Consider the following 20,764-nt stretch of genomic DNA (forward strand, 5'->3'; position numbering starts at 1 on the left):
CATAAGGTGCTTCATAGACTTAGTTCCCCACATACTTCACCCCAAACTCCAAGCTATGACTTTCATTGCTATTTATTGTCGCAACTGAACCCTTAACTGCACCTGTTTGCCCCAGCGCAGGTGCACTAAGCGAAGCAGATTCACAAGTTGTACAACTTGGTACTTTACTCATCACCATTGCTTCAGGCGTGAAATCATAAAAATTAAATCGACCAATAGCCGAAGCACCTAAATTCTTCACGGTTAATTGATATAAAACGCATTGCCCTGAACCATCTGCATTACGTGTAATCGGCAAGACATTTGAGGTATAAGCCGTATCTGCCACACCATCACAATTATTATCCTTGGCTTGCAATTTCGTTAGACGCACGGGCGCACTGGTAATGGTGGTAATATCAGTTGCAGTATCTAGCACTGTACCCACACTATTTTTTAGACTAATCACAGAAGTGTTCACTACGCCAACCGTGTTATACGCGGTATTTTCAACTTTATTAAAAATACGAAGCGGTGCTTTGCTTCTTAAAAGAGAGCTATTCACGATCGATAAATTCTGAATGATCGGGTCAGATGCATCTAACTGCCCATCGTTATTAGCATCATAATAAAGGGTTGTGGTAAAGCCAGTTCGATCATTAGCAACAGTTAACGTATCTGTTGCGGACAATACAGACGTTCCCCATGGTTTTAAAATATGGCTATAAACAATACTGCCGCCCGGCGCAATTTGCCCACGCAAATCAGGCTCTAAACTCACTCCACCTTGACTCGCATTTGAGTTAATCGTAATGGCATTCTGGATCACATCATAACCATTACTTGGTGCAGAGGTAGTCAAATTAGACGATGCGACTTTGAAATAAATAGGTATTGCCTGAGTCGTGGTTTTTGCATCTGCTTGAATTTCTACAACAGCACAATACAGCTGCGATTCACCATTATTTAGCAAATGTGTTGTTGAAATTTCAGAGCCAAGTGTCGAACAATCTGTGGTTGATGTAGAAAAATAACGAACTGAACTAATCTCTGCAGGTAAGGCTAATGTCGTAAAATTATTATCTGCATCAGCACTAAAACTATAGCTGGTTGCTTGACCTGTATGACGTACCGTTAATGGAAATACCACCGTTTGATTGTTCGCTCCAGCCAAAGTTTTCCAAGGCAAGCTACCATTGGATACATTGCCATTTCCAGTACCATTTGCCGAGGTTTCTGGACTGTTGAACAAATCAACCAATCGCGAAGCAGTACTTTGAATTAGTGATGTACGATCTTGTACCGTATCTGTTTTGGTATTGTCAGCAATCGATTGTGCTTTAGGCACAATGCTATAAGTCGTATTGGTAGTATCTACATAATCAGCAGGGAAAGTCACTTTTACAATAATCGGGAGCTTAGCTCCTGCATCTAAAGGTCCCGTATCCACAACACCGTCATTATTAGTATCAAATAAAGGTGTAACCCCATCTGCTCGATAAAACTCCAGTACACTACCTGTAGGTAAATTATGGCTGTTAAAATTTAAATTAAACCGATCGGCAACTGTACCTGTGTTCCAGACATAGTTTTCAAAGACTACCGTTGCTCCACTACTGACTGCTGACTTAGTAAGTAAATCGGCACCTCCAACACTGTTTGCATCCGCATTAATCACCACACCATAGACAGGTTTAATACTTAACACTGCCGTATTTGACTGCGTAGTTAAATTTACCGTCGTAGACAGGCTGTCGTGGTCATAGTCCATGTTTGCCACGTTCAAAATTTCACCAGGAGCAGTCCGTGCCACACGGACACGAAATTCAATATAGCCTTGCGCATTTGCAGGGACATTGGTGATTTGCGCCCGAATAGTTTTACCATCTGTATCTAAATAATAATTAATTCCAGTTGGATCATTGCTGCCCGGCGCAGAATTTAAGACTTGTCCATTCCAGTTTTCACTTCCTGTTACATATTCTAACTGCGTGGTATCCAATACATCGCTGATATTAACGACACCACTATTGCTGCCATTATTGAAATACGTTAATCGGACAGTCGCAATATCACCATTTATCACCGTTGTTTTATCAAAGCTTTTCGTTAAACTGAGAACAGCCTGATCAGTGATTCGTGATGTATCGATATTATTTTGTGTAAGACTAGGTTGTAGAGTCGACGTTGCCGTCAACTGTATTTGACTACTACTATTCAAGGTAGCTGAAGAAGGAATCGTAGCTTTAATAATTAATGCAACTGCTTCACCCGTATTTAATCCATATTGTGTAATGACCGAATTATTATCAGGAACCCCGTTTCGATCTGCATCCAAATAGATTTCGATATTACTATGGTTAAAACCTCCACCAGCAACTTGACTGCTCTGTAAATTATAAATATCGCGCTCATTACCTGTATTGGTTAATACGTGGTGATAATAGACTGTTTGGCTAGGGCGGACATATTCCGTTCGGTTATCTTTCAAACTGAGATTATAAACAGGAATCACCGTGGTTTGAACCAAGTTGGAACGTGCCGCTTGAACCACAGTAGAGCCTTCTTCTTTATATTCGCCCACAGCCATATTACTGATAACCAAAGCATCAGCTAAAACCCAAGTCGATGCTGTTACGCCCAATAAGCCCAGCATCGCCATACGTAAATTTCGAATCATTTTCTTTTCTGTAAACATTTTCCGAACCTACGTTTAAGGGTTAACACGAATAACAAAGTAGAAATTGGCTTCTTGGTTCGGATCTAGACTTGCGACTAAACCAGAAACTTTGTCTCCAGAGGAAAGGTTTGTTCCCACTGGATCAATCGTGGGTGTTCCGACTAGACTGGTATATACAGGAACAGCATCATTAAATTGAATATTCTTAACGACAGAACCACCATCATTTTTTAAGGTGAGTTTATACACCACACACTGATTTGGTTTAACCGAGACCAGTTGTGTCGAATAACTTAAGTTTGCCAAATCACTGGTAGTACAGGTGCTATTCGCAGCCTGAGTTTTCAGCAATTGTAAATGCCCTGTCGCAACTGTTGTAACATCAGTATTTTTTAAGTTTTCTAAATGAATACCATTAAAATCAGCGATCTCAATTACAATGTCTGCTTGACTCATCACCCCTTCGGTTGCAGATGGTGCCGCCTGAACTTTCAGCAATAACTGCATCTCAGCTTGAGGTTGCAAACCAGAATTTCCAAGCAACTGATTCAAACTTGTTGTTGCCGTTATAATTTGGTCTGTACTATCAATCAGACCATTCTTATTGACATCATAATAAAGCGTATAAACAAAACCATCATTTCTAAGCGGAATTACCTTAAGATTTACTTGTGAACCTGAAGTTGAACCTTCCGCGATATTACCCACATTCTTTAATGTATGGGCATAAACAATAGTCCCTCCCACACTAACCTGACCTTGCTGATCATTCACCAAGGTTAATTGGCGAGCAATATTACTCTCGACTTGGTTCTTGATCGAATCTGCTTGTTGATTTACTGGTGACTGGATCGCAAACCAAATTGAAGTTGTAAAATTCTGTTGACTCGTATCAACTTCAATTACCGCACAATAAGCCTTACTTGCGCCTGCTGCTACTGTACCAGTATTGGTAATTTGCTTACCTATAGTTTGACAACTAGCATCCCCTTCATAAAACTTAACACTAAAACCAGTTTTTACTGTTGGCGCAATATTGGCGACATCAATGGCACTAAAAGAGGCGTACAAGTTGTAGTTATTGGCTTGGGTTGAATTATTTTTTGCAACTAAAGGGAAAATGGCCTTCTCTGAAGCAACTTTCACTGTTCGTAGAGGTTGACCTGCATTATCTACAGTACCAACACCCAGACCAGATTGATCCGCATTATATAAATCACTGCTGCTAGATGCTGCACTTAACGTCGTAATCTGATTACGAATTGGATCTGAAACCGCATTTGAAGCAATTGATGTAGCTACCACATCAACATTAATGTTACTAATACTGCTAGTACAGCCTGAAGATGCAAAAATACCAACCTGAATTTGCTTAACCGCTGCATTAGAAATTGAACCCGTATCAACCTTTCCATCACCATTGGTATCAGTTAACAAGGTTTTTCCATCGGACGTATAGAAATTAACTTTGGCACAGCTCGGCAAATTGGTCGAGCTATAGCTTAAATTATAAGTATCCGTGGTATTCCCTACATTCCACACATAGTTATTAAAGAAAACTTCTTGTCCTGGTTGTAGACTTGCCTGAATGATTAAATTATCTGGGCTAGAATTTGGGTTCCCCACATTGGTAGCAGTACTCGATTTATTATTTAAAACTACACCATATACGGCAGCCAAATTATAAATCACCGTATTGGAATTACTATTAAGCTTTACCGTTGTATTATCCGCATCATATTGTACAAAACCTGCAGTATTGGGAATTTTATTGGCAGCCCCCTGCTTAACTTTAGCTTTAAATGTTAGCGTTCCTGACGTTAAGGGTGCAACAGTAGCAATGCTCGCCTCTAAACTCTTGCCATCAGGTTTCAGTTGATAAGCAATACCAGTATTCGCTGTTGCTTCGCTATCATTTGCATCTGTTAAAGCAGTTGTGCTCTGATTCCAATATGCCGATCCTGTTACATACTCAAGAGAATCATCCAGTACATCTTGCAAAAGTACACGACGTGAAGCAGTTCCGGTATTTCGATAAGTTAGAGTATATGTAATGACATCTCCAACATTACCTTCACTCGCACTTTGCGCCTTAACCAAAGTAATCACAGCATCATCAACAATACGGATTGTATCCATGACTTGAGCAGAAAGTGTAGCATTTTGCTGACTTATCGCTTTTAAATCTAAACTACTAATCTGATTAACAGTCACATTTGTAGGAATACTTCCAACAATAACAACAGACAATGACTGTCCAGCATTCAGATCTACTGTCCCCGTAAGTAAATCGTCTGTGTTATCAGGTAAACCATTTTGATCTCGGTCTGCATAGACCTTCACATTGCTTAAATCAAAGTTGTCGCTACCACTTTGAATCAAGCTTAGTGAGTATCGATCTGCCGTATTCCCTGTATTCGTCAAAATATGCGGAATATTGACAACACCACCAATCACACCATACTGATTTTGATTCTGAACCAAAGTCAAGGAGTAGGTTTTCTGTACTTCTAACGCCACAGGATTGGAGTTAACCAACAAGACATTCCCCATCTCGTCAGCATAGTCCCCAGATGCAATGTTAGAAATAAAGCTACCTGGCTGAGGAAAAGCATGACAGACACCCATAAAAAAAAGTGCAGCACTTCCCCATAAGACTTGATATATTCTTGTTGTCATCCCCTGCATACCGCAAATACTCACAAAATTTACAATAAATGATAAATAAGTCACACTATTATACATAAATGTATCATTTGTTGATTAATTTGCACACGCTTTTACATACTTTTTAGCGACATCTTTGAAAATTGAGCTCTTTGAGTCCGCTTTGATTTTGTAATAAACGACCTTGTTCAAAGTCTAAAACGATCTAACAACCAAACCTTATCCCTTTTCAGAAAAAATAAACTCTGGAAATTTTATGATTCACTTATACGATTAAAAAACAACTCTTAATACCATAGAGCAAAAAGAAAAATTCTTAATATATTGAATTAAAATAATTTAAATCTTATTTTTTACATAAATCTCTCTATTTTCACCAAGCAACAGAACCACTTTAATTTTAAATATGCTTAGTTAAATATTCTAAAATTTCAGCCGAATTAATTAAACGAGAACAATGCTTTGGACATTTTAAGCATTTAATTTTTTCAACCTTAAAAATACGTTGCTCTGTCAGTAAGTGACAAAATGCCTCAACATGCCATTGCTGATTTTCTTGATAGACACGAAGCACATCAATATCTCTAATCGTCATTTGACCTTTCGAATTTTGATATAAAATTTCAAGGGTTTTACATGGCTCACATACGCAGGCAGGCTCCTCGACATGAGCAGGAAGTGCTTGCTCCATTTGACTTAGCGGACACACAGCATCATGCTTGAGCTTTCTGCGCCCAACCCAAACCAAACCAGCAAATAAAACCACCGTCAAAACAGTGCCCGCAATTTCAGCCTTCAAACCGCACCTCTTTATGTGTGTTAAATTCTTTATCTATTTTGAATAGTTTGAAAGAATGCGCGATTGTAGCAAACTGCTTTTCAATAATTGATTCAAATTTAGTATCAATTTTAACTAAATATCAAAAATAGATTTATAGATACGATGTCATTATGCAATTTACTTGAATTATTTTCTCTTGAAGTGATGTTCAGTTAATTTTCTAATTTCTTTATGCAAACACAGTTTAGATCGATAGATGAAATATACATGTCATAAACTAGGAAACGTATTATCGCTATCATTTATATTAAATATTTTTCCAATTCACGACATTTAAAAAAAATAAAGCCTTTATAGAACAGCAATCGCGGTATCTCTTTAAAGAATACCGAACACTTGAATCGGGGAATATGCCAATTCAAGTACTTCGGAGATTAAATAATGCTTTACTGGAACACCATATTTTGAGCTTCACTGGCACAGGTCTGTTTAGCCTTTATCCGATCTCGCTCTAATTGATCAGCAACGTCTACTGGCAGCTCACAATTGGCATTGAATTCAGTTTTGCCAAACAATTCTAAACAGTAAGCTTCGCCCTTAAATGGATTGAGCATGACCCGACGATCATTTAAACATTGCTCTAGATTGTTCTGATTCTGCTCAACAATCTGCTGACAAGTATTCGCCCAGCGATTGTTATAACTCTGCTCCGCATCATTCAGGCAATTTTGATAAACCTGTTTGCGCTGTTCGGCTTGCCATTGTTTTTTCTTGAGTGCCTTTTGCTCTTCTTGCTTTTGCTTGATTTTTTGTTGTTCCAAATCAAGTTTTTGCTGCTCGAGCTTTGGCACAAAAATGACATAATAATAAAACACACCCGCACTCGCGAATAATGCTGCTACAACCAACCCAATCGCCAGTATCATTTTAACTGGCTGCTTAGGTGTTGGTTGTATTTTCTGTTTACCAAACATCGACTTACTCTAAACTTACTTACTGCAATGGAACGCTAACCTGATTAACCTTCCAACTCAAACCATCTCGTACCATATTGATTTTGACCCCTCTTGAATACTCAGGAGCTTGAATCTGTACTTCAAAATTCTGCCAAGAAGTATACCCTGCTTTATATTGGGGCTTATGTTGTTGTTTGACTTCAGTAGTTTCTTGTGTGACTTTCGCTTTATAGATTTCTTTTAGACCTTGCCCTTGTAACACCATCGTCATTCCCTCTGGTGTCACCACATGATCGATCATATTATCTAACAGCGTCGAAGCCAGCTTTTGTCCAAAATTCGCCAAACGACTTTGTTCATTGATGCCTAGCTCTTGAAGCATGTGCGAATTGATCTGATCTTTTAGACTTTTTCGTACGCTCGGATAATCAATATATTCAGAGACTTTGGCACTATCTCCTGCTTGAGCGGCATTTTTCATCTTATTTAACACCAGATAAGGCGTGGCATAGAAATAAGCGAAAATAATCAGCAGCAGCCCGACTATGGACCAAGCCATTTTCTTATTCATTGTTCTTTTCCAAATCATGTGACCTTCTGTCATAACATAGCCTGTTATGAAAAGATTCAAAAGCTGAAAAAGATCATCAAAAAGTGATTAAGGCCAGAGAGAAAAGATGGAGACAATAAAAAAGCCCCCAAGTCTTAATGTGCTTGAGGGCTCTTTAATATTTGGTCCCGAGGGTCGGACTCGAACCGACACGTCATCTCTGACAGCGGATTTTGAGTCCGCCGCGTCTACCAATTTCACCACCTCGGGTAGGTGTTGATGGGTATATTACCCTGTTTGAAAAACTTGTCAACGCCACTTGATCGCATTTGATTAATTTTAAAGCAGAAAATATTTTTTAGATTCTTATTTAATCAATTTCAAGCAAAAAATCAAAAAAAGCATATACTACAGCCAGTTTTTTTAGCGAAATGTGTCATGCAACTTTCTGACTTTAATTTTGATCTCCCTGATGAGCTGATTGCTCGATACCCTTTAGACACGCGTAGTGCATCACGTTTGCTACATTTAGATGCGCAAGGTCAATATCACGACCATCAATTTACCGACATTCTAGATTTACTCAATGACGGTGATCTGTTGGTTCTGAACGATACCAAAGTGATGAAGGCACGACTCAAAGGCAAGCGTGCCACAGGTGGTGCCGTTGAAGTGCTGGTCGAGCGTCTGCAAGATACCCATATCGCGCATTGCCATATTAAAGCCAGCAACTCACCGAAAGCGGGTGCGGAACTGTTTATCGGTACAGAAGAAATTAAAGTCACGGTGCAAGGTCGCCATGAAAATCTGTTCATTGTCGAATTTTCGCAGCCGATTCTAGACGTTTTGGATCGTTGTGGTCAGTTACCGATTCCCCCGTATTTCAACCGTGAAGCGGAAGCCATTGATACTGAACGCTATCAAACGGTATTTAATGATCCGACTAAACTGGCCAGTGTGGCTGCCCCTACTGCCAGCTTGCACTTCGATCAAACTTTATTAGAAAAACTAGAAGCCAAAGGCATCAATAAAGCATTTGTGACATTGCACGTGGGCGCAGGCACGTTCCTGCCAGTTCGTACCGATGATATTGCCAATCATATTATGCACAGCGAATGGTGTGATGTTCCCGCTGTAACGGTTGAGCTGATCCGTCAAACCAAAGCGCGTGGCAATAAAGTCATTGCTGTAGGTACCACGGCAACCCGTGCCGTGGAAAGTGCAGCACAAGCACATGGCGGTGTACTCGATGCTTGGGTCGGTGACACGCAAATTTTCATTTATCCAGGTTATGACTTTAAAGTGGTTGACCGTCTCATTACTAACTTCCACTTGCCTGAATCGACTTTACTGATGTTGGTTTCGGCACTCTCCAATCGCGATAACATTTTGAATGCCTACCAACATGCAGTAGCGGCACAATATCGTTTCTTCAGCTATGGCGATGCGATGTTGATTGACCGCTATACAGGATAATTACAACAAGGACTGTGCCCGCTTATGCCGATGGATACTGTGCGACATTCGATTCATATTCGCCGTAAAAAGAATCAGGTGGTGTTTCACAATATTGCTCGGCTTTGGGATGTGGGGCGTCAAGCACACAGCCATCAAGACATCCTCGACGGCTTACACCCTTGGAATGCACCCACGACCTTAAAGTTTGAAAATACCCTGCCATGCTTACTCGCGATTGCAGGTGGTCTTTTCATGTTGGCTATCCTGATTCAACCCAGCAGTATTTGGGCACAAGCCAGTTTATTCTGCGGTGCATTAATGCTGTTCTGGGCGTATATTTGTTATGAAGATGACGACCCGATTGAAGAAGTCATCGATTATTTAGAACAACAAACGATTGCGCAAAAATACCAACTGGCGTATCACCGTCAGCCGCAACATATTTCCATTCCTTTAAATCCTGTTTTATTTATTGCACATTTAAAACGCCTATTTCCCTTGTTTGAGCAAGGCTCGCAGTCGAATGAGTTTCCACTGTATGCCAGTACCGTCTGGACAGACGAACAGGGGCAGGCCCATCAGGTATTGGTGTTCCAGTATCATTACGTCAATGAAATGCGCATGAAAGACAAAGATGGCAATCAGGTCAAAGTACAGGAAGTGCATCGTGATCTTTGGGGGGTATTTGTGTTTGATATTGAAATGCCTGGCTTGGCCATTACTACGGCAAGCAAATCTTTTGGTTATCCCTATTCATTCGCTTGGCACACCAGTGACATTCAAACCAATCAACGTTTGAAGTTTTACGGCTGTGATCAAATGCAGATGGCAAAAACCCTTACCCCTGCAAGAATCCTGAGAATTTCTGACTTCTTTGAACATCGTGCTGGGGATTTAATGTTTCATCCTGAAAGCAATGTACTGTGCTATCTAGGACCTCACGATTTATTTAAGATTTCCAGTAAGGCGCAAAACATTCAAGATATTTCCAGTTTACGTGGACACTTACGTACATTTAAATTACCGTATCTAGAACAGTTAAAATCTGACTTATTACAGCTTTTAAAATAACCATCACTATAAAGCACAACCATAAAGGGGAACGGCGTGGGGCTATTCATTTTTTTATTGCTGATTATTCTGGCAGTTGTCGCAACCATTCTGATTCGGAACACCATTGTGCGCCATCACAATGCCACCATTCGTGCGTGGTCCAATGTTGCCAGTTACGAACGTCAAAAAATCAAAATTTTAGATGCCCTGACCCCACTAGTGGAACAATATTCAAGCTTTGAAAAAGGCACATTAGAAAAAGTCACCGAATTACGTCAAAACATTCTGAATTTAAATCTAAACAATGCCGATGTGACTCAGCTTCAGCATATTGAAAATCTGAATAAAGAATTGATGCACAGTTTAAATGTGGTGGTCGAGAATTACCCCGAACTCAAAGCCAATGAAATTTATCTGAAAATGATGAATGAAATTGAAGAGCAAAATGAAAATGTCGGTGCTGCGATTACCATTTTTAATCGCAATGTTGAATTATTTAACAACCAGATTCAGATCTTTCCGCACAACATCATTAATACCATGACTGTAGGCAAGAAAGCGATTCGACCATTCCGTGATACTGCAGCCATGCAGAATTTTGATTATCGACCAAACTTCTAAAAATTTTCATCAATTAAAACAAAAAACAGCATGGCGAACCATGCTGTTTTTTTAATTTAAGAGTAATAACAAATCTGATTACGACCTTCAGCTTTAGCCTGATACAACAACTCATCTGCCGATTGCAAAAAGTTAGACACATTCAAGTAGTTTTGCCCAGCACCATGGGTATTCACCCCAATACTCACGGTCACATCAGCAGGCAATTCTTCACTAAGATTTGGAATGGTCAGATGTGTGACTGACTTACGGAAACATTCCGCCAACATCACGGCATCATCCAAGGTGGTTTCTGGCAAAATCACCACAAACTCCTCACCACCAAAACGTGCCACAAAGTCATAGGCGCGACTGAACATCTTTTTCAGCAATTGCGCCACCGCAATCAGACAGCGATCCCCCTGCAAATGTCCGTGTTCATCGTTATATTGTTTGAAATGATCGATATCGATAAATAGCACAGACAATGGACGATGGTTGCGCTCAGCCCGTTTAAATTCATGTTCGATGCGTTCATTTAGCGCTTTGCGATTCGCCACTTGGGTTAATGAATCGAGCAATAACAGTTCTTGATTCTTTTTATTCAGTTCTTCGAGTTCTAATTCCATGCGCTTGCGCTCAGAAATATCAAACATGAAGCCAATAATCGCAATGGTGCGGTCATTTTCACGAATCACATGCACCACATCGCGAATCCAGACATAGCCGCCATCTTGAGTTAAGGCACGATAATCTGCCTCATGGTCTGTGCCTTCATCCGATAAATTGATACACATGCCCACCGTTTTGTCCCGATCATCAGGATGCATACGGTCAATCCAGTCCTGTGCAGATTTCCAACTGTCTTGTGGCCAGCCCAATAGGCTCTCAATTTGCGGTCCAATATAGCTAAACGCTTTAGTATCCCAATTAATTTGCCATGGTATTGCATTGGTCGTTTCAAGCAGTGTTTTATAAAACTCCCACTCTTTTAATTCACTCATACCCCCACCCCTAGGAACATTCATCTCAGCATAAAACAAGCAGTAAACACTAAAACGAAGCTTAATTTAATCACCATTTATGGGTAAAAGAGAAACAAATCATTGCACAACAATAATTTGCGAGATACACATCACACTAACTTATTTATATCATTTGGTGCGGCTAATCTGATTTAACAGATCAATACATCACAAAACTGGCGTTTAGTCGCAGAATCAAGGAAAATAGCGCTCTTTTAGCTCGAACAATCAGCGAACTGTTTTTTCGCCTTGATTTGGAATTTGTATGAAGTTTGAAAAACTAGCGCAGTCAGGGCGTGCACGCCGTGGTCGCTTAACGCTTGAACATGGTGTGGTTGAAACACCAGTATTTATGCCAGTCGGCACCTATGGCACAGTTAAAGGCATGCTGCCACGCGATGTCGAAGACATTCAAGCGCAAATTATTTTAGGCAATACCTTCCATCTTTATTTACGTCCAGGTTTAGACGTGATTAAAGCACACGGTGGCTTACATGAGTTCATGAAATGGGATAAGCCTATTTTGACCGACTCTGGCGGCTTCCAAGTCTTCAGTCTTGGCGCCATGCGCAAGATTAAAGAAGAAGGTGTGACCTTCCGCTCTCCAATTGATGGCTCTAAAGTTTTCTTGTCTCCAGAAATTTCAATGGAAATTCAACAGACCTTGAATTCTGACATCGTCATGATTTTTGATGAATGTACGCCTTATCCTGCGACCCATGAAGAAGCACAAAAATCGTTGCAACTTTCATTGCGCTGGGCAAAGCGTTGTAAAACACATCATCACGATGAGTTGAAAAATAACAATGCCTTGTTCGGGATCATTCAAGGCGGCATGTACGAAGACCTGCGTGACGAATCTTTAAATGGTTTGCTAGAGATTGGCTTCGATGGTTATGCGATTGGCGGATTGTCAGTCGGTGAACCCAAAGAAGAAATGATCAAGGTGCTGGATTATCTCCCAGTCAAAATGCCTGCGGACAAACCTCGCTATTTAATGGGTGTGGGTAAGCCTGAAGACATCGTTGAAGGCATCCGTCGTGGCGTCGATATGTTTGACTGCGTGATGCCGACGCGTAATGCACGTAATGGTCACTACTTTGTGACAGATGGCTTAGTGCGTATCCGTAACAGTAAATACCGTTTCGATCAGCAACCGCTTGATCCACACTGTGATTGCTATACCTGCAAAAACTTTACCCGCGCCTACCTGTTCCATTTAGAAAAATGTGGCGAAATGCTCGGTTCAATGTTGGGTACTATCCACAACCTTCGTTACTACCAACGCTTCACCCAAGACATTCGTGATGCGCTCGACAATGGGACGTTTGATGCCTTTGTGGAAGACTTTTACCAACGTCGTGGCTTAGAAGTACCACCTTGCCCACAAGATTAATTCTTCTAGCATTTGCGCTGAAGAAAAAGACAAGGTAAATTGCAGAACAAGTCTATTTATTATCAAATTGATACCAGTTTTATTGTTTAGGAAATTGAAATGAGCCTTTTTATTTCTACTGCTCACGCAGCAGGTGAAGCTGCACAACAACCAAGCCTGATGGCTAACTTACTGATGATTGCGGTATTCGTCGCAATTTTCTATTTCCTGATTTGGCGTCCGCAATCTAAGCGTGCTAAAGAACACCGTTCTTTGGTTGAAAGCTTAGGTGTGGGTAGCGAAGTTGTGTTCGCTGGTGGTTTGATGGGTAAAATTACTAAAATTGAAGGTGATTTTGCAGTGATTGAATTAAACCGTGGTGTAGAAGTGAAAATTCAACGCGCCAGTGTGATTTCAGTTCTTCCTGAAGGCACATTAAATAACCTTTAATCAAAAAATAGTCGTGCACCTCGCACGACTTTTTCATTTTAAGAAGAAAACAAATGCGTTACCCAGCATGGAAATATCTACTGATTATCGTCGTTCTCATAATCAGTACATTATATGCCCTGCCAAGTTTGTATCCTGATGAACCTGCTGTTCAAATTTCAGGTGCCAAAGCTGGTACTCAAATTGACCAAAGCATCATACAAAAAGCAGAGCAAATTTTAACAAGCGAAAATATTGCAACGCATGACAATAGCTTTACCAATAACGCTGCATTACTGCGTCTAGATTCATCTGAAGCTCAGTTAAAAGCCAAAGATGCCTTACGTCGTGGTCTTGGAGACAACTACGTCGTGGCCCTCAACCTTGCGCCAACCACCCCTGAGTGGTTGCAGAAAATTGGTGCAAAACCAATGAAGCTGGGTTTGGACTTACGTGGTGGTGTTCACTTCTTGCTTGAAGTGGATATGGACAAAGCGATTAGCCAGCGTATGGAAACTTCGGCAACCGATCTGCGTCGTCAATTGCGTGATAATAAATTGAAGTTCAATAGTCTTTCATTGAATAACAATACCATCACCCTGCAATTTGCAGACAATGCAGACCGTGATGCAGTCATGGGCTTCTTACGCAGCAATAACTCTGAATTTGCTCAACAAGCAGTTGCTACAGATACAGGCGCAAGCTTGCGTTTGACGTATACCGACACCCGTAAGCAAGAAATTCAATCTTATGCCGTCAATCAAAACTTAACCACATTACGTAACCGTATTAATGAGTTGGGTGTTGCCGAAGCATTGGTACAGACGCAAGGCAATAACCGTATTGTGGTGGAATTGCCAGGCGTACAAGATACCGCTGAAGCAAAACGTGTTTTAGGCCGTACTGCGAATCTTGAATTCCGTCTCGTATCTGATCAAAACGACCAATATATCGACCCATATACGGGTAAATCTAATGGTCAACCGCTGCCTCCAGGCACTGAAGTTTTTGCTTACCAATCACTCGACAGTGGTCGTGAGTTATTACTGAACCGTAACCGTATTCTGACGGGTGAACGTGTTCAAAATGCCTCTTCTGGCTTTAGCCAAGATACCGGCGGTGCTGAGGTCAATATTACCCTCGACAGCGCGGGTGGTAAGCTCATGGCAGATGCGACGCGTAATGCGGTTGGCAAACGTATGGCGGTTTTGTTTATTGAAAATAAACAGAAGATTAGCTATGTGACCGATCCGAAAACCGGTGCACAAACTGAAGTGCGTACACCGTATGCAGAATCTGTAGTGATCAATGCTGCAACCATTCAAGCGGTACTGGGCTCGCAATTCCGTATTACAGGTCTAGATTCACCACAAGAAGCGGCGGAGTTGGCATTGATGTTACGTGCGGGTGCTTTGGCTGCGCCAATGTACTTCGTAGAAGAACGTGTGGTTGGTCCTAGCCTCGGTCAAGAAAACATCGACAAGGGTGTGTTATCTACCCAAATCGGTTTCTTGCTGGTGGCCATCTGGATGGTGGTGTTCTTCCGTCTGTTTGGTTTAATCGCCAACTTTGCCTTGGTGTTCAACTTGGCCATGATTTTAACCGTCATGTCTTGGATTGGCTCTTCCCTCACCCTGCCGGGTATTGCCGGTATCGTCATCACCATTGGTATGGCGGTCGATGCCAACGTCCTGATCTGTGAGCGAATACGAGAGGAAATGAAATGGGGGGCTTCACCGAAGCAAGCAATTATTGCTGGTTATGACCGAGCCTATAACACCATTTTAGACTCGAACTTAACCACCTTCTTGGTTGCTTTCATTTTGTTTGCGATTGGTACAGGTCCAATCAAAGGCTTTGCTGTCACCTTGATGATTGGTATTGTCTGCTCGATGTTTACTGCCATTACAGTAACGCGTGCGATCGTGCAATTGATCTATGGCAAAAAGCGTGACTTGAAGAAGTTGAGCATTTAAGGAGATCAATGATGACTGACATGACTCAACCTAAATCAAAACAATATGGTCGCCCAGATGATGAGCGCGTAATCGACTTTATGAAAATTGCGAAACCTGCCGCAATTTTCTCGATCATCCTGACCATTGCCAGTATTTTCTTTATTGTGACTCGTGGTCTGAACTTAGGTTTGGACTTCACAGGCGGTATCTCTGCCGAATTAAACTATGCGCAACCCGCTAATCAAACGGCAGTCGTACAGGCTCTCGAGAAAGCAGGTTTCCAAGATGCCGTAGTTCAAACACTGGGCAGTAACAAAGACTTGTTGGTGCGTATGCCACCTCAAGATCTCACTGTAGAAGACCTGAATAATTCCATCACTAAAGCCGCACAGTTGCCGAATAATGAAGTGACCGTGCATAAGGTAGATGTCGTGGGTGGACAGGTTGGTAATGAGCTGTATATTCGTTCTGCTGGGGCTGTTGCACTTGCAATGATCCTGATGCTGATCTATGTCACCATTCGCTTTGAGTTCAAACTCGCGATGGGTGCAGTATTGTCATTATTCCACGACGTGGTGGTGACCATTGGTATTTTTGCCTTGATGCAGTGGCCATTTGACCTGACTGTATTGGCAGCGATATTAGCGCTGATCGGCTTCTCGCTTAACGATAACATCGTGGTATCTGACCGTATCCGTGAAAACTTCCGCAAAATCCGAGGTGCCGAACCCCGTGAAATTGTGAATATTGCCCTGACCGAAACCTTACGTCGTACCATCCACACTTCTATGACGCTACTTCTTGTGGTTGTAGCGATGATGGTGCTCGGTGGTGATGGCTTGAAATGGTTCTCTGTGGCGATGTTTATTGGTGTCTTTGTGGGAACCTATTCATCGATTTATATCGGTACTGCATTTGCACTTTGGCGTGGTCTCAACCGTCAAGACTTTATTGTTCAAGTCAAACCTGAGTTTGATGAGGAAGAAATTCCTTAAGTCCTAAACAACAAACTCAAGCAAAAGCCCATCTTCGGATGGGCTTTTTTAATGCTGAATGATTTGAATCTTCGGCCACTGAAAGCCACGACAAGACGCCTCTGCCTGCCATGCCACGGTCAGCATCATCTGTCCTAAAACATAGTTCTGATAAGCAAAGCTGCCAATATCAGGATGCTGGCACATGCCACCATGATGGATCGGATGCAGCTGTGTATTGAACTCTTTCAAGGTAAGACGAATACCTAAGCCCGACGCCTTTAACACGGCTTCTTTGGTGGTCCACACCCGAAACCAATACTCCAAGGAATAATCCAGTTCAGCCCAACAACGGAGTTCTTCAGGATGAAAGGCATGCTGTGCCAGTGCCTCGAAACGCACTGCTCGATCCAAATCTTCCACATCCACACCCACCTGTGGAATCGTATCACTATAAGCCAAAGCATAATGCTTTCGACTGTGGCTATGATTAAAAGCAGCCTGCGGGAAGTGTGCTAAATAGGGTTTGCCATACTCGGTCTTGGAGAAATCGCTATTCTGGATCTCTCGTTGTAATTGTTGGCTCAGCAATTGATTGCGGAATTGATAGATGGCCTGCTTTTGCAGTTGTATTTTGGCTTTCCGTTCCAAATCTTCAGGCAACTGAATAAATTGCTCCAAACGACTGACGTCTATATGAATCGATTTTGCCACACCTACCCTCCTTTATCCTGAGCCTATTCTAAAAGAATTCAGCAGCGAATCGCTAAAAGAAAAGCCCAAAGATCACTTTGGGCTTTTGCTCTTATTGAATTAAGCCGAGGCTTAACGCTTGAATTTCTTCTCTGCTTTTTTGAACTTCTGTACATAACGGCGTTTACGTGCTGCCGTACGCTCATCTACTTTCGACTTACGACCTTCAAACGGGTTTTCCGAAGTTTTAAAATCAATCTTGACTGGTGTACCTTCAAGTTTATATACCTTACGGAACACGTTTTCTAAGTAACGGCGATAATCTGCAGGGGTTTTATCAACCTTGTTCCCGTGAATCACGATTGTCGGTGGATTTTGTCCGCCCATATGCGCATAACGCATTTTAATACGGCGACCGCCGACCATTGGCGGTTGGTGCGCGTCAGTTGCATCACTTAAAATCTGAGTCAATTTTGCAGGTGAAACCTTCAAATGTGAAGATTCATAAGCACGGTGGATGGATGGGTACATATCGCCCACACCTGTACCATGCAAGGCAGAAATCAAGTGAATTTTCGCCCAAGGAATAAAGTCAAAACGACGTTCCACATCCAACTTACATTGTTTACGATCATACTCAGACATGTTGTCCCATTTGTTGATCGCAATCACCATGGCACGACCTGCTTCCAACGCATAGCCAATCAGATGCAAGTCTTGCTCTACAATGCCTTCACGTGCATCGACCACAATCACAACTACATGCGCATCTTTCATCGCCTGTAAGGTTTTCACAATCGAGAATTTCTCGATCATTTCATCGACCTTACCTTTACGACGCACACCCGCAGTATCGATTAAGGTGTATTGGCGACCATCACGCTCAAATGGAATGTAAATCGAGTCACGCGTTGTACCAGGTTGGTCAAATGCCACCACACGCTCTTCACCCAACAAACGGTTCACCAGCGTTGATTTACCTACGTTCGGACGACCAATAATCGCTAAACGCAAGCCTGTATTTTTGTCGTGCTCTTCAGGATTTTCATCTTCAGGTACTTCTGCCAACACATCTTCCAGCATTTGCTGTACGCCACGACCATGACTTGCAGCAACCTGTAATGGTTCGCCCATACCAAGTTTATAGAACTCAACCAATGCCGCTTCTGCATGTACACCATCGACCTTGTTGGCAACAAGGTAAACTTTTTTACCTAAGGTACGCAGTTCACGAGCAATCTGTTCATCAGAAGCCAATAAGCCTGCACGCGCATCCACCACAAAAATAATGATGTCCGCTTCATGGATCGCAGTTTTAGACTGTTCAGCCATGTAGGAGTCAATACCACCTTCATTTTCACCGATACCGCCCGTATCGACCACAATGAAGGACTTGTTTTGATAAACAGCATCGCCATATTTACGGTCACGCGTCAGACCAGCGAAGTCAGCCACCAAAGCATCACGGCTTTTGGTAATCTGGTTAAATAGGGTTGATTTTCCGACGTTCGGACGACCAATGAGCGCAATTACGGGTTTCATAGTTTAACCTTTATTCAAGATCAGCCAGTAGGACTGGTCTGAACATCAGAAAAATGGAAGAATTTAAAAAATACTAAATAAAACACGGGGCATTGAAATTTCTCAAATACCCCGTGTTTAAAAAAATACGGATTTGGCTTAGTTTAACATAAGGCAGACAAAAATTAACGGTTCTGCCAAACGCTAAATGTGCCCTTACGTGTCGCCACAGTGAGTTGACCTTCAATCACACGTAATGTGCGCACCGCACCACTGGTTTTAGCACGTCCAATCAACTGACCTGAATTCGGATCAATCAGGTGTAAAACACCGTCCAAATCACCAACTACTAAGTCTTGACCAAAGAGTACAGGGTTACTCAATTCACGGTTTAAAAGTTGTTCATTTTGCCAAAGCTGCTGACCTGTCGCCAAATCATAAGCCGTGAGTTTGCCATCTGCTTGTGCGACAAAAACTTTATTGTCTGCAACTTCAGGACGCTTGGTACTGCTGGCATCTTCACTCCAAATCACTTGTTGTGAAGCCAAATCTGTTGCAGTCACTTGTCCTTGGAAGCTGGTGGTCACTAAAAGCTGACCCGCCACCACTGGATCACCATCCACATCATTTAAGCGTTGGATATCCGAACGACCATCACTCACTGCAACACGGCGCTGCATGCGAGGCACGCCGCTTAAAACATCTAGAGCATACACATAAGCATTGGCTGAAGACACCAATACCGTACGGCTATCTAGAGCAACTGGGGTTGATGTGCCACGCAAACTAAATTGTACATTCGGCAAGTCATAACTCCAGACTTGCTGTCCAGACTCCAAATCATGCGCATAGACCGTGCCATCATTACTCACAGTCACCACACGACCAGACTGCACCAATGAAGGTGCTAAAATTGCACCTGTTAATTGTGCCGTCCACTTTTGTTCACCTGTCGCTTCATCCAGTGCAAACAATTGACCTTTGTGGTTACCAACAATCACCATGCCATCTTTGGCTTCTACACCTGAGCTAAGACCTTGTTTAGAGACTTTTTTACTCCAAACCTTGTCTTTGCCACGGTAAGCGGTCACTTCACCTTTAGGATCGGCAATAAAAATCACGCCATTATCGATATCAAGTTGTAAACGCAGTGGATCGGCTTCTGAAGTCGATGAAACACTTTGTGAAAAGACCGTTGCCAGACTTTTCGATTGTTCGAGTTTTGGTAATGGACTTGGTTTTGCATCTTCAACTTTAATTTTGTTACTTGAGCAACCTACTAAAGCAAGCGTCAAAATTGTTAGTGCAAACGGTATTTTATATTTTCTATCCATTAAGACTCATCCACTTGTGTTTCTAAAATTGGGCGTTCGATTTCAGGATCATCCACTAAAACGCCAACACTTTCGAGTTTAATTTGTAAAATTTGACGCTCTTGTTTACGCTCAACCAATGCATCCCATGCACTTTGATAAGCTTTCTTCGCATTTTCTACATCATTCTTCGCCACATAGACATCACCACGGACTTCATCTGCCGTTGCTTTAAAAGCCGGATCGGTCACAAGTGCTAAAGTTTTAAGTGCATCGTCAAATTTATTCTGTGCCAACTGTGCATAAGCCAAACGCAGCTTAACAACTTGCGTTAAGCCTTCGTCTTTGACTTTAGAGTTTTCTACCTTTTTCAAGGCCTTTTCAGCAGCTGCATAATCGCCATTGTCATATGCCAATTTCGCCATGACAAATTGGGTCTGAATCGCCTGTGCTGAATCTGGATTATCTTTAACAATTTTATCCGCAGCTTCAGTCAAATCAGTTATGGCATTTGGATTACCTTGCACGCTGCGCACATCATCCATCAATTGCTGGACTTTTGCCGTTTGCATTTGTGATTCTGCAAGGTTTTTCTTTTGCCAATATTCCCAACCGAAAAAGGCAATCAACGCAATTAAAATCCCACTAATCATGGCTGAACCATATTTTTTCGTGAACGATTTTAAACTCTCAAGTTGTTCTTCTTCACTCAATGATGCGCTCATCAGACTACCCTTTTCCTGAATGTTATT

At 41.9% G+C, this 20,764-nt stretch carries 17 protein-coding genes and 1 tRNA gene; 7 read left to right on the top strand and 11 right to left on the bottom strand.

Features of this window, described 5'->3' with window-relative positions; genetic code table 11:
* Positions 1–19 precede the first annotated feature (19 nt).
* From ACWQ4X_RS09635 to ACWQ4X_RS09660, 6 genes are all read right to left on the bottom strand, one after another.
* Positions 20–2,677, bottom strand: coding sequence for a hypothetical protein (locus tag ACWQ4X_RS09635; RefSeq protein ID WP_457903483.1), 2,658 nt, complete (start codon positions 2,675–2,677; stop codon positions 20–22).
* 15 nt (positions 2,678–2,692) lie between these two features.
* Positions 2,693–5,338, bottom strand: coding sequence for an isopeptide-forming domain-containing fimbrial protein (locus ACWQ4X_RS09640; RefSeq protein ID WP_457903484.1), 2,646 nt, complete (start codon positions 5,336–5,338; stop codon positions 2,693–2,695).
* A gap of 388 nt (positions 5,339–5,726) precedes the next feature.
* Positions 5,727–6,125 carry a WYL domain-containing protein gene (locus ACWQ4X_RS09645; RefSeq protein WP_457903485.1) on the bottom strand — a complete coding sequence of 133 codons (399 nt, stop codon included), beginning with the start codon at positions 6,123–6,125 and terminating at the stop codon, positions 5,727–5,729.
* 428 nt (positions 6,126–6,553) lie between these two features.
* The gene (locus ACWQ4X_RS09650; protein ID WP_457903486.1) at positions 6,554–7,081 is read right to left on the bottom strand and encodes a hypothetical protein; all 528 of its coding nucleotides are present in this window, start codon (positions 7,079–7,081) and stop codon (positions 6,554–6,556) included.
* Between the two features lie 19 nt (positions 7,082–7,100).
* Positions 7,101–7,634: a DUF2939 domain-containing protein gene (locus tag ACWQ4X_RS09655; RefSeq protein ID WP_457903487.1), complete on the bottom strand. Its 534-nt coding sequence runs from the start codon at positions 7,632–7,634 to the stop codon at positions 7,101–7,103.
* A gap of 162 nt (positions 7,635–7,796) precedes the next feature.
* A tRNA-Leu gene (locus tag ACWQ4X_RS09660) sits at positions 7,797–7,883 on the bottom strand.
* 168 nt (positions 7,884–8,051) lie between these two features.
* On the opposite strand from ACWQ4X_RS09660, the gene queA reads away from it, so the two are divergent.
* From queA to ACWQ4X_RS09675, 3 genes are read left to right on the top strand one after another with little or no spacing between them, the layout of a single operon-like run.
* Entirely contained in the window at positions 8,052–9,089 is a 1,038-nt protein-coding gene (gene queA, locus ACWQ4X_RS09665) for a tRNA preQ1(34) S-adenosylmethionine ribosyltransferase-isomerase QueA (protein WP_457903488.1), read from the top strand.
* Between the two features lie 24 nt (positions 9,090–9,113).
* On the top strand, positions 9,114–10,142 hold the full coding sequence (locus ACWQ4X_RS09670; protein WP_457903489.1) for a hypothetical protein: 1,029 nt from the start codon (positions 9,114–9,116) through the stop codon (positions 10,140–10,142).
* A 36-nt stretch (positions 10,143–10,178) separates the two neighbouring features.
* Positions 10,179–10,745: a LemA family protein gene (locus ACWQ4X_RS09675; RefSeq protein WP_457903490.1), complete on the top strand. Its 567-nt coding sequence runs from the start codon at positions 10,179–10,181 to the stop codon at positions 10,743–10,745.
* Between the two features lie 56 nt (positions 10,746–10,801).
* On the opposite strand, the gene ACWQ4X_RS09680 is transcribed toward ACWQ4X_RS09675, so the two are convergent.
* Entirely contained in the window at positions 10,802–11,728 is a 927-nt protein-coding gene (locus tag ACWQ4X_RS09680; protein WP_457903491.1) for a sensor domain-containing diguanylate cyclase, read from the bottom strand.
* 286 nt (positions 11,729–12,014) lie between these two features.
* Between ACWQ4X_RS09680 and tgt the strand changes: the two genes are divergently transcribed.
* The 4 genes from tgt (at position 12,015) to secF (ending at position 16,506) form a co-directional block, all read left to right on the top strand.
* Complete coding sequence (gene tgt, locus ACWQ4X_RS09685; RefSeq protein ID WP_161934354.1) at positions 12,015–13,145, top strand: tRNA guanosine(34) transglycosylase Tgt; 1,131 nt, start codon at positions 12,015–12,017, stop codon at positions 13,143–13,145.
* A gap of 99 nt (positions 13,146–13,244) precedes the next feature.
* Entirely contained in the window at positions 13,245–13,574 is a 330-nt protein-coding gene (gene yajC, locus ACWQ4X_RS09690) for a preprotein translocase subunit YajC (protein ID WP_457903492.1), read from the top strand.
* Between the two features lie 53 nt (positions 13,575–13,627).
* Positions 13,628–15,529, top strand: coding sequence for a protein translocase subunit SecD (gene secD / locus ACWQ4X_RS09695; RefSeq protein ID WP_100242020.1), 1,902 nt, complete (start codon positions 13,628–13,630; stop codon positions 15,527–15,529).
* 8 nt (positions 15,530–15,537) lie between these two features.
* Entirely contained in the window at positions 15,538–16,506 is a 969-nt protein-coding gene (gene secF / locus ACWQ4X_RS09700) for a protein translocase subunit SecF (protein ID WP_457903493.1), read from the top strand.
* Positions 16,507–16,554: 48 nt separating this feature from the next.
* Here the strand turns inward: secF and ACWQ4X_RS09705 are convergent, their stop codons facing one another.
* The 4 genes from ACWQ4X_RS09705 to ACWQ4X_RS09720 form a co-directional block, all read right to left on the bottom strand.
* On the bottom strand, positions 16,555–17,199 hold the full coding sequence (locus ACWQ4X_RS09705; RefSeq protein ID WP_457903494.1) for a 4'-phosphopantetheinyl transferase family protein: 645 nt from the start codon (positions 17,197–17,199) through the stop codon (positions 16,555–16,557).
* 111 nt (positions 17,200–17,310) lie between these two features.
* A complete protein-coding gene (gene der / locus ACWQ4X_RS09710) occupies positions 17,311–18,720 on the bottom strand; it encodes a ribosome biogenesis GTPase Der (RefSeq protein WP_100242017.1) in 1,410 nt (469 codons plus the stop codon).
* Between the two features lie 164 nt (positions 18,721–18,884).
* Positions 18,885–20,033 (bottom strand): outer membrane protein assembly factor BamB, encoded by a 1,149-nt coding sequence (bamB, locus tag ACWQ4X_RS09715; RefSeq protein ID WP_457903495.1) that lies wholly within the window; start codon positions 20,031–20,033, stop codon positions 18,885–18,887.
* On the bottom strand, positions 20,033–20,737 hold the full coding sequence (locus ACWQ4X_RS09720) for a YfgM family protein (RefSeq protein ID WP_457903496.1): 705 nt from the start codon (positions 20,735–20,737) through the stop codon (positions 20,033–20,035). Before ACWQ4X_RS09720 ends, bamB begins: the two co-directional genes overlap by 1 nt.
* Positions 20,738–20,764 lie beyond the last annotated feature (27 nt).

The sequence above is a fragment of the Acinetobacter sp. NigerLNRRAM0016 genome (genome assembly GCF_054112845.1).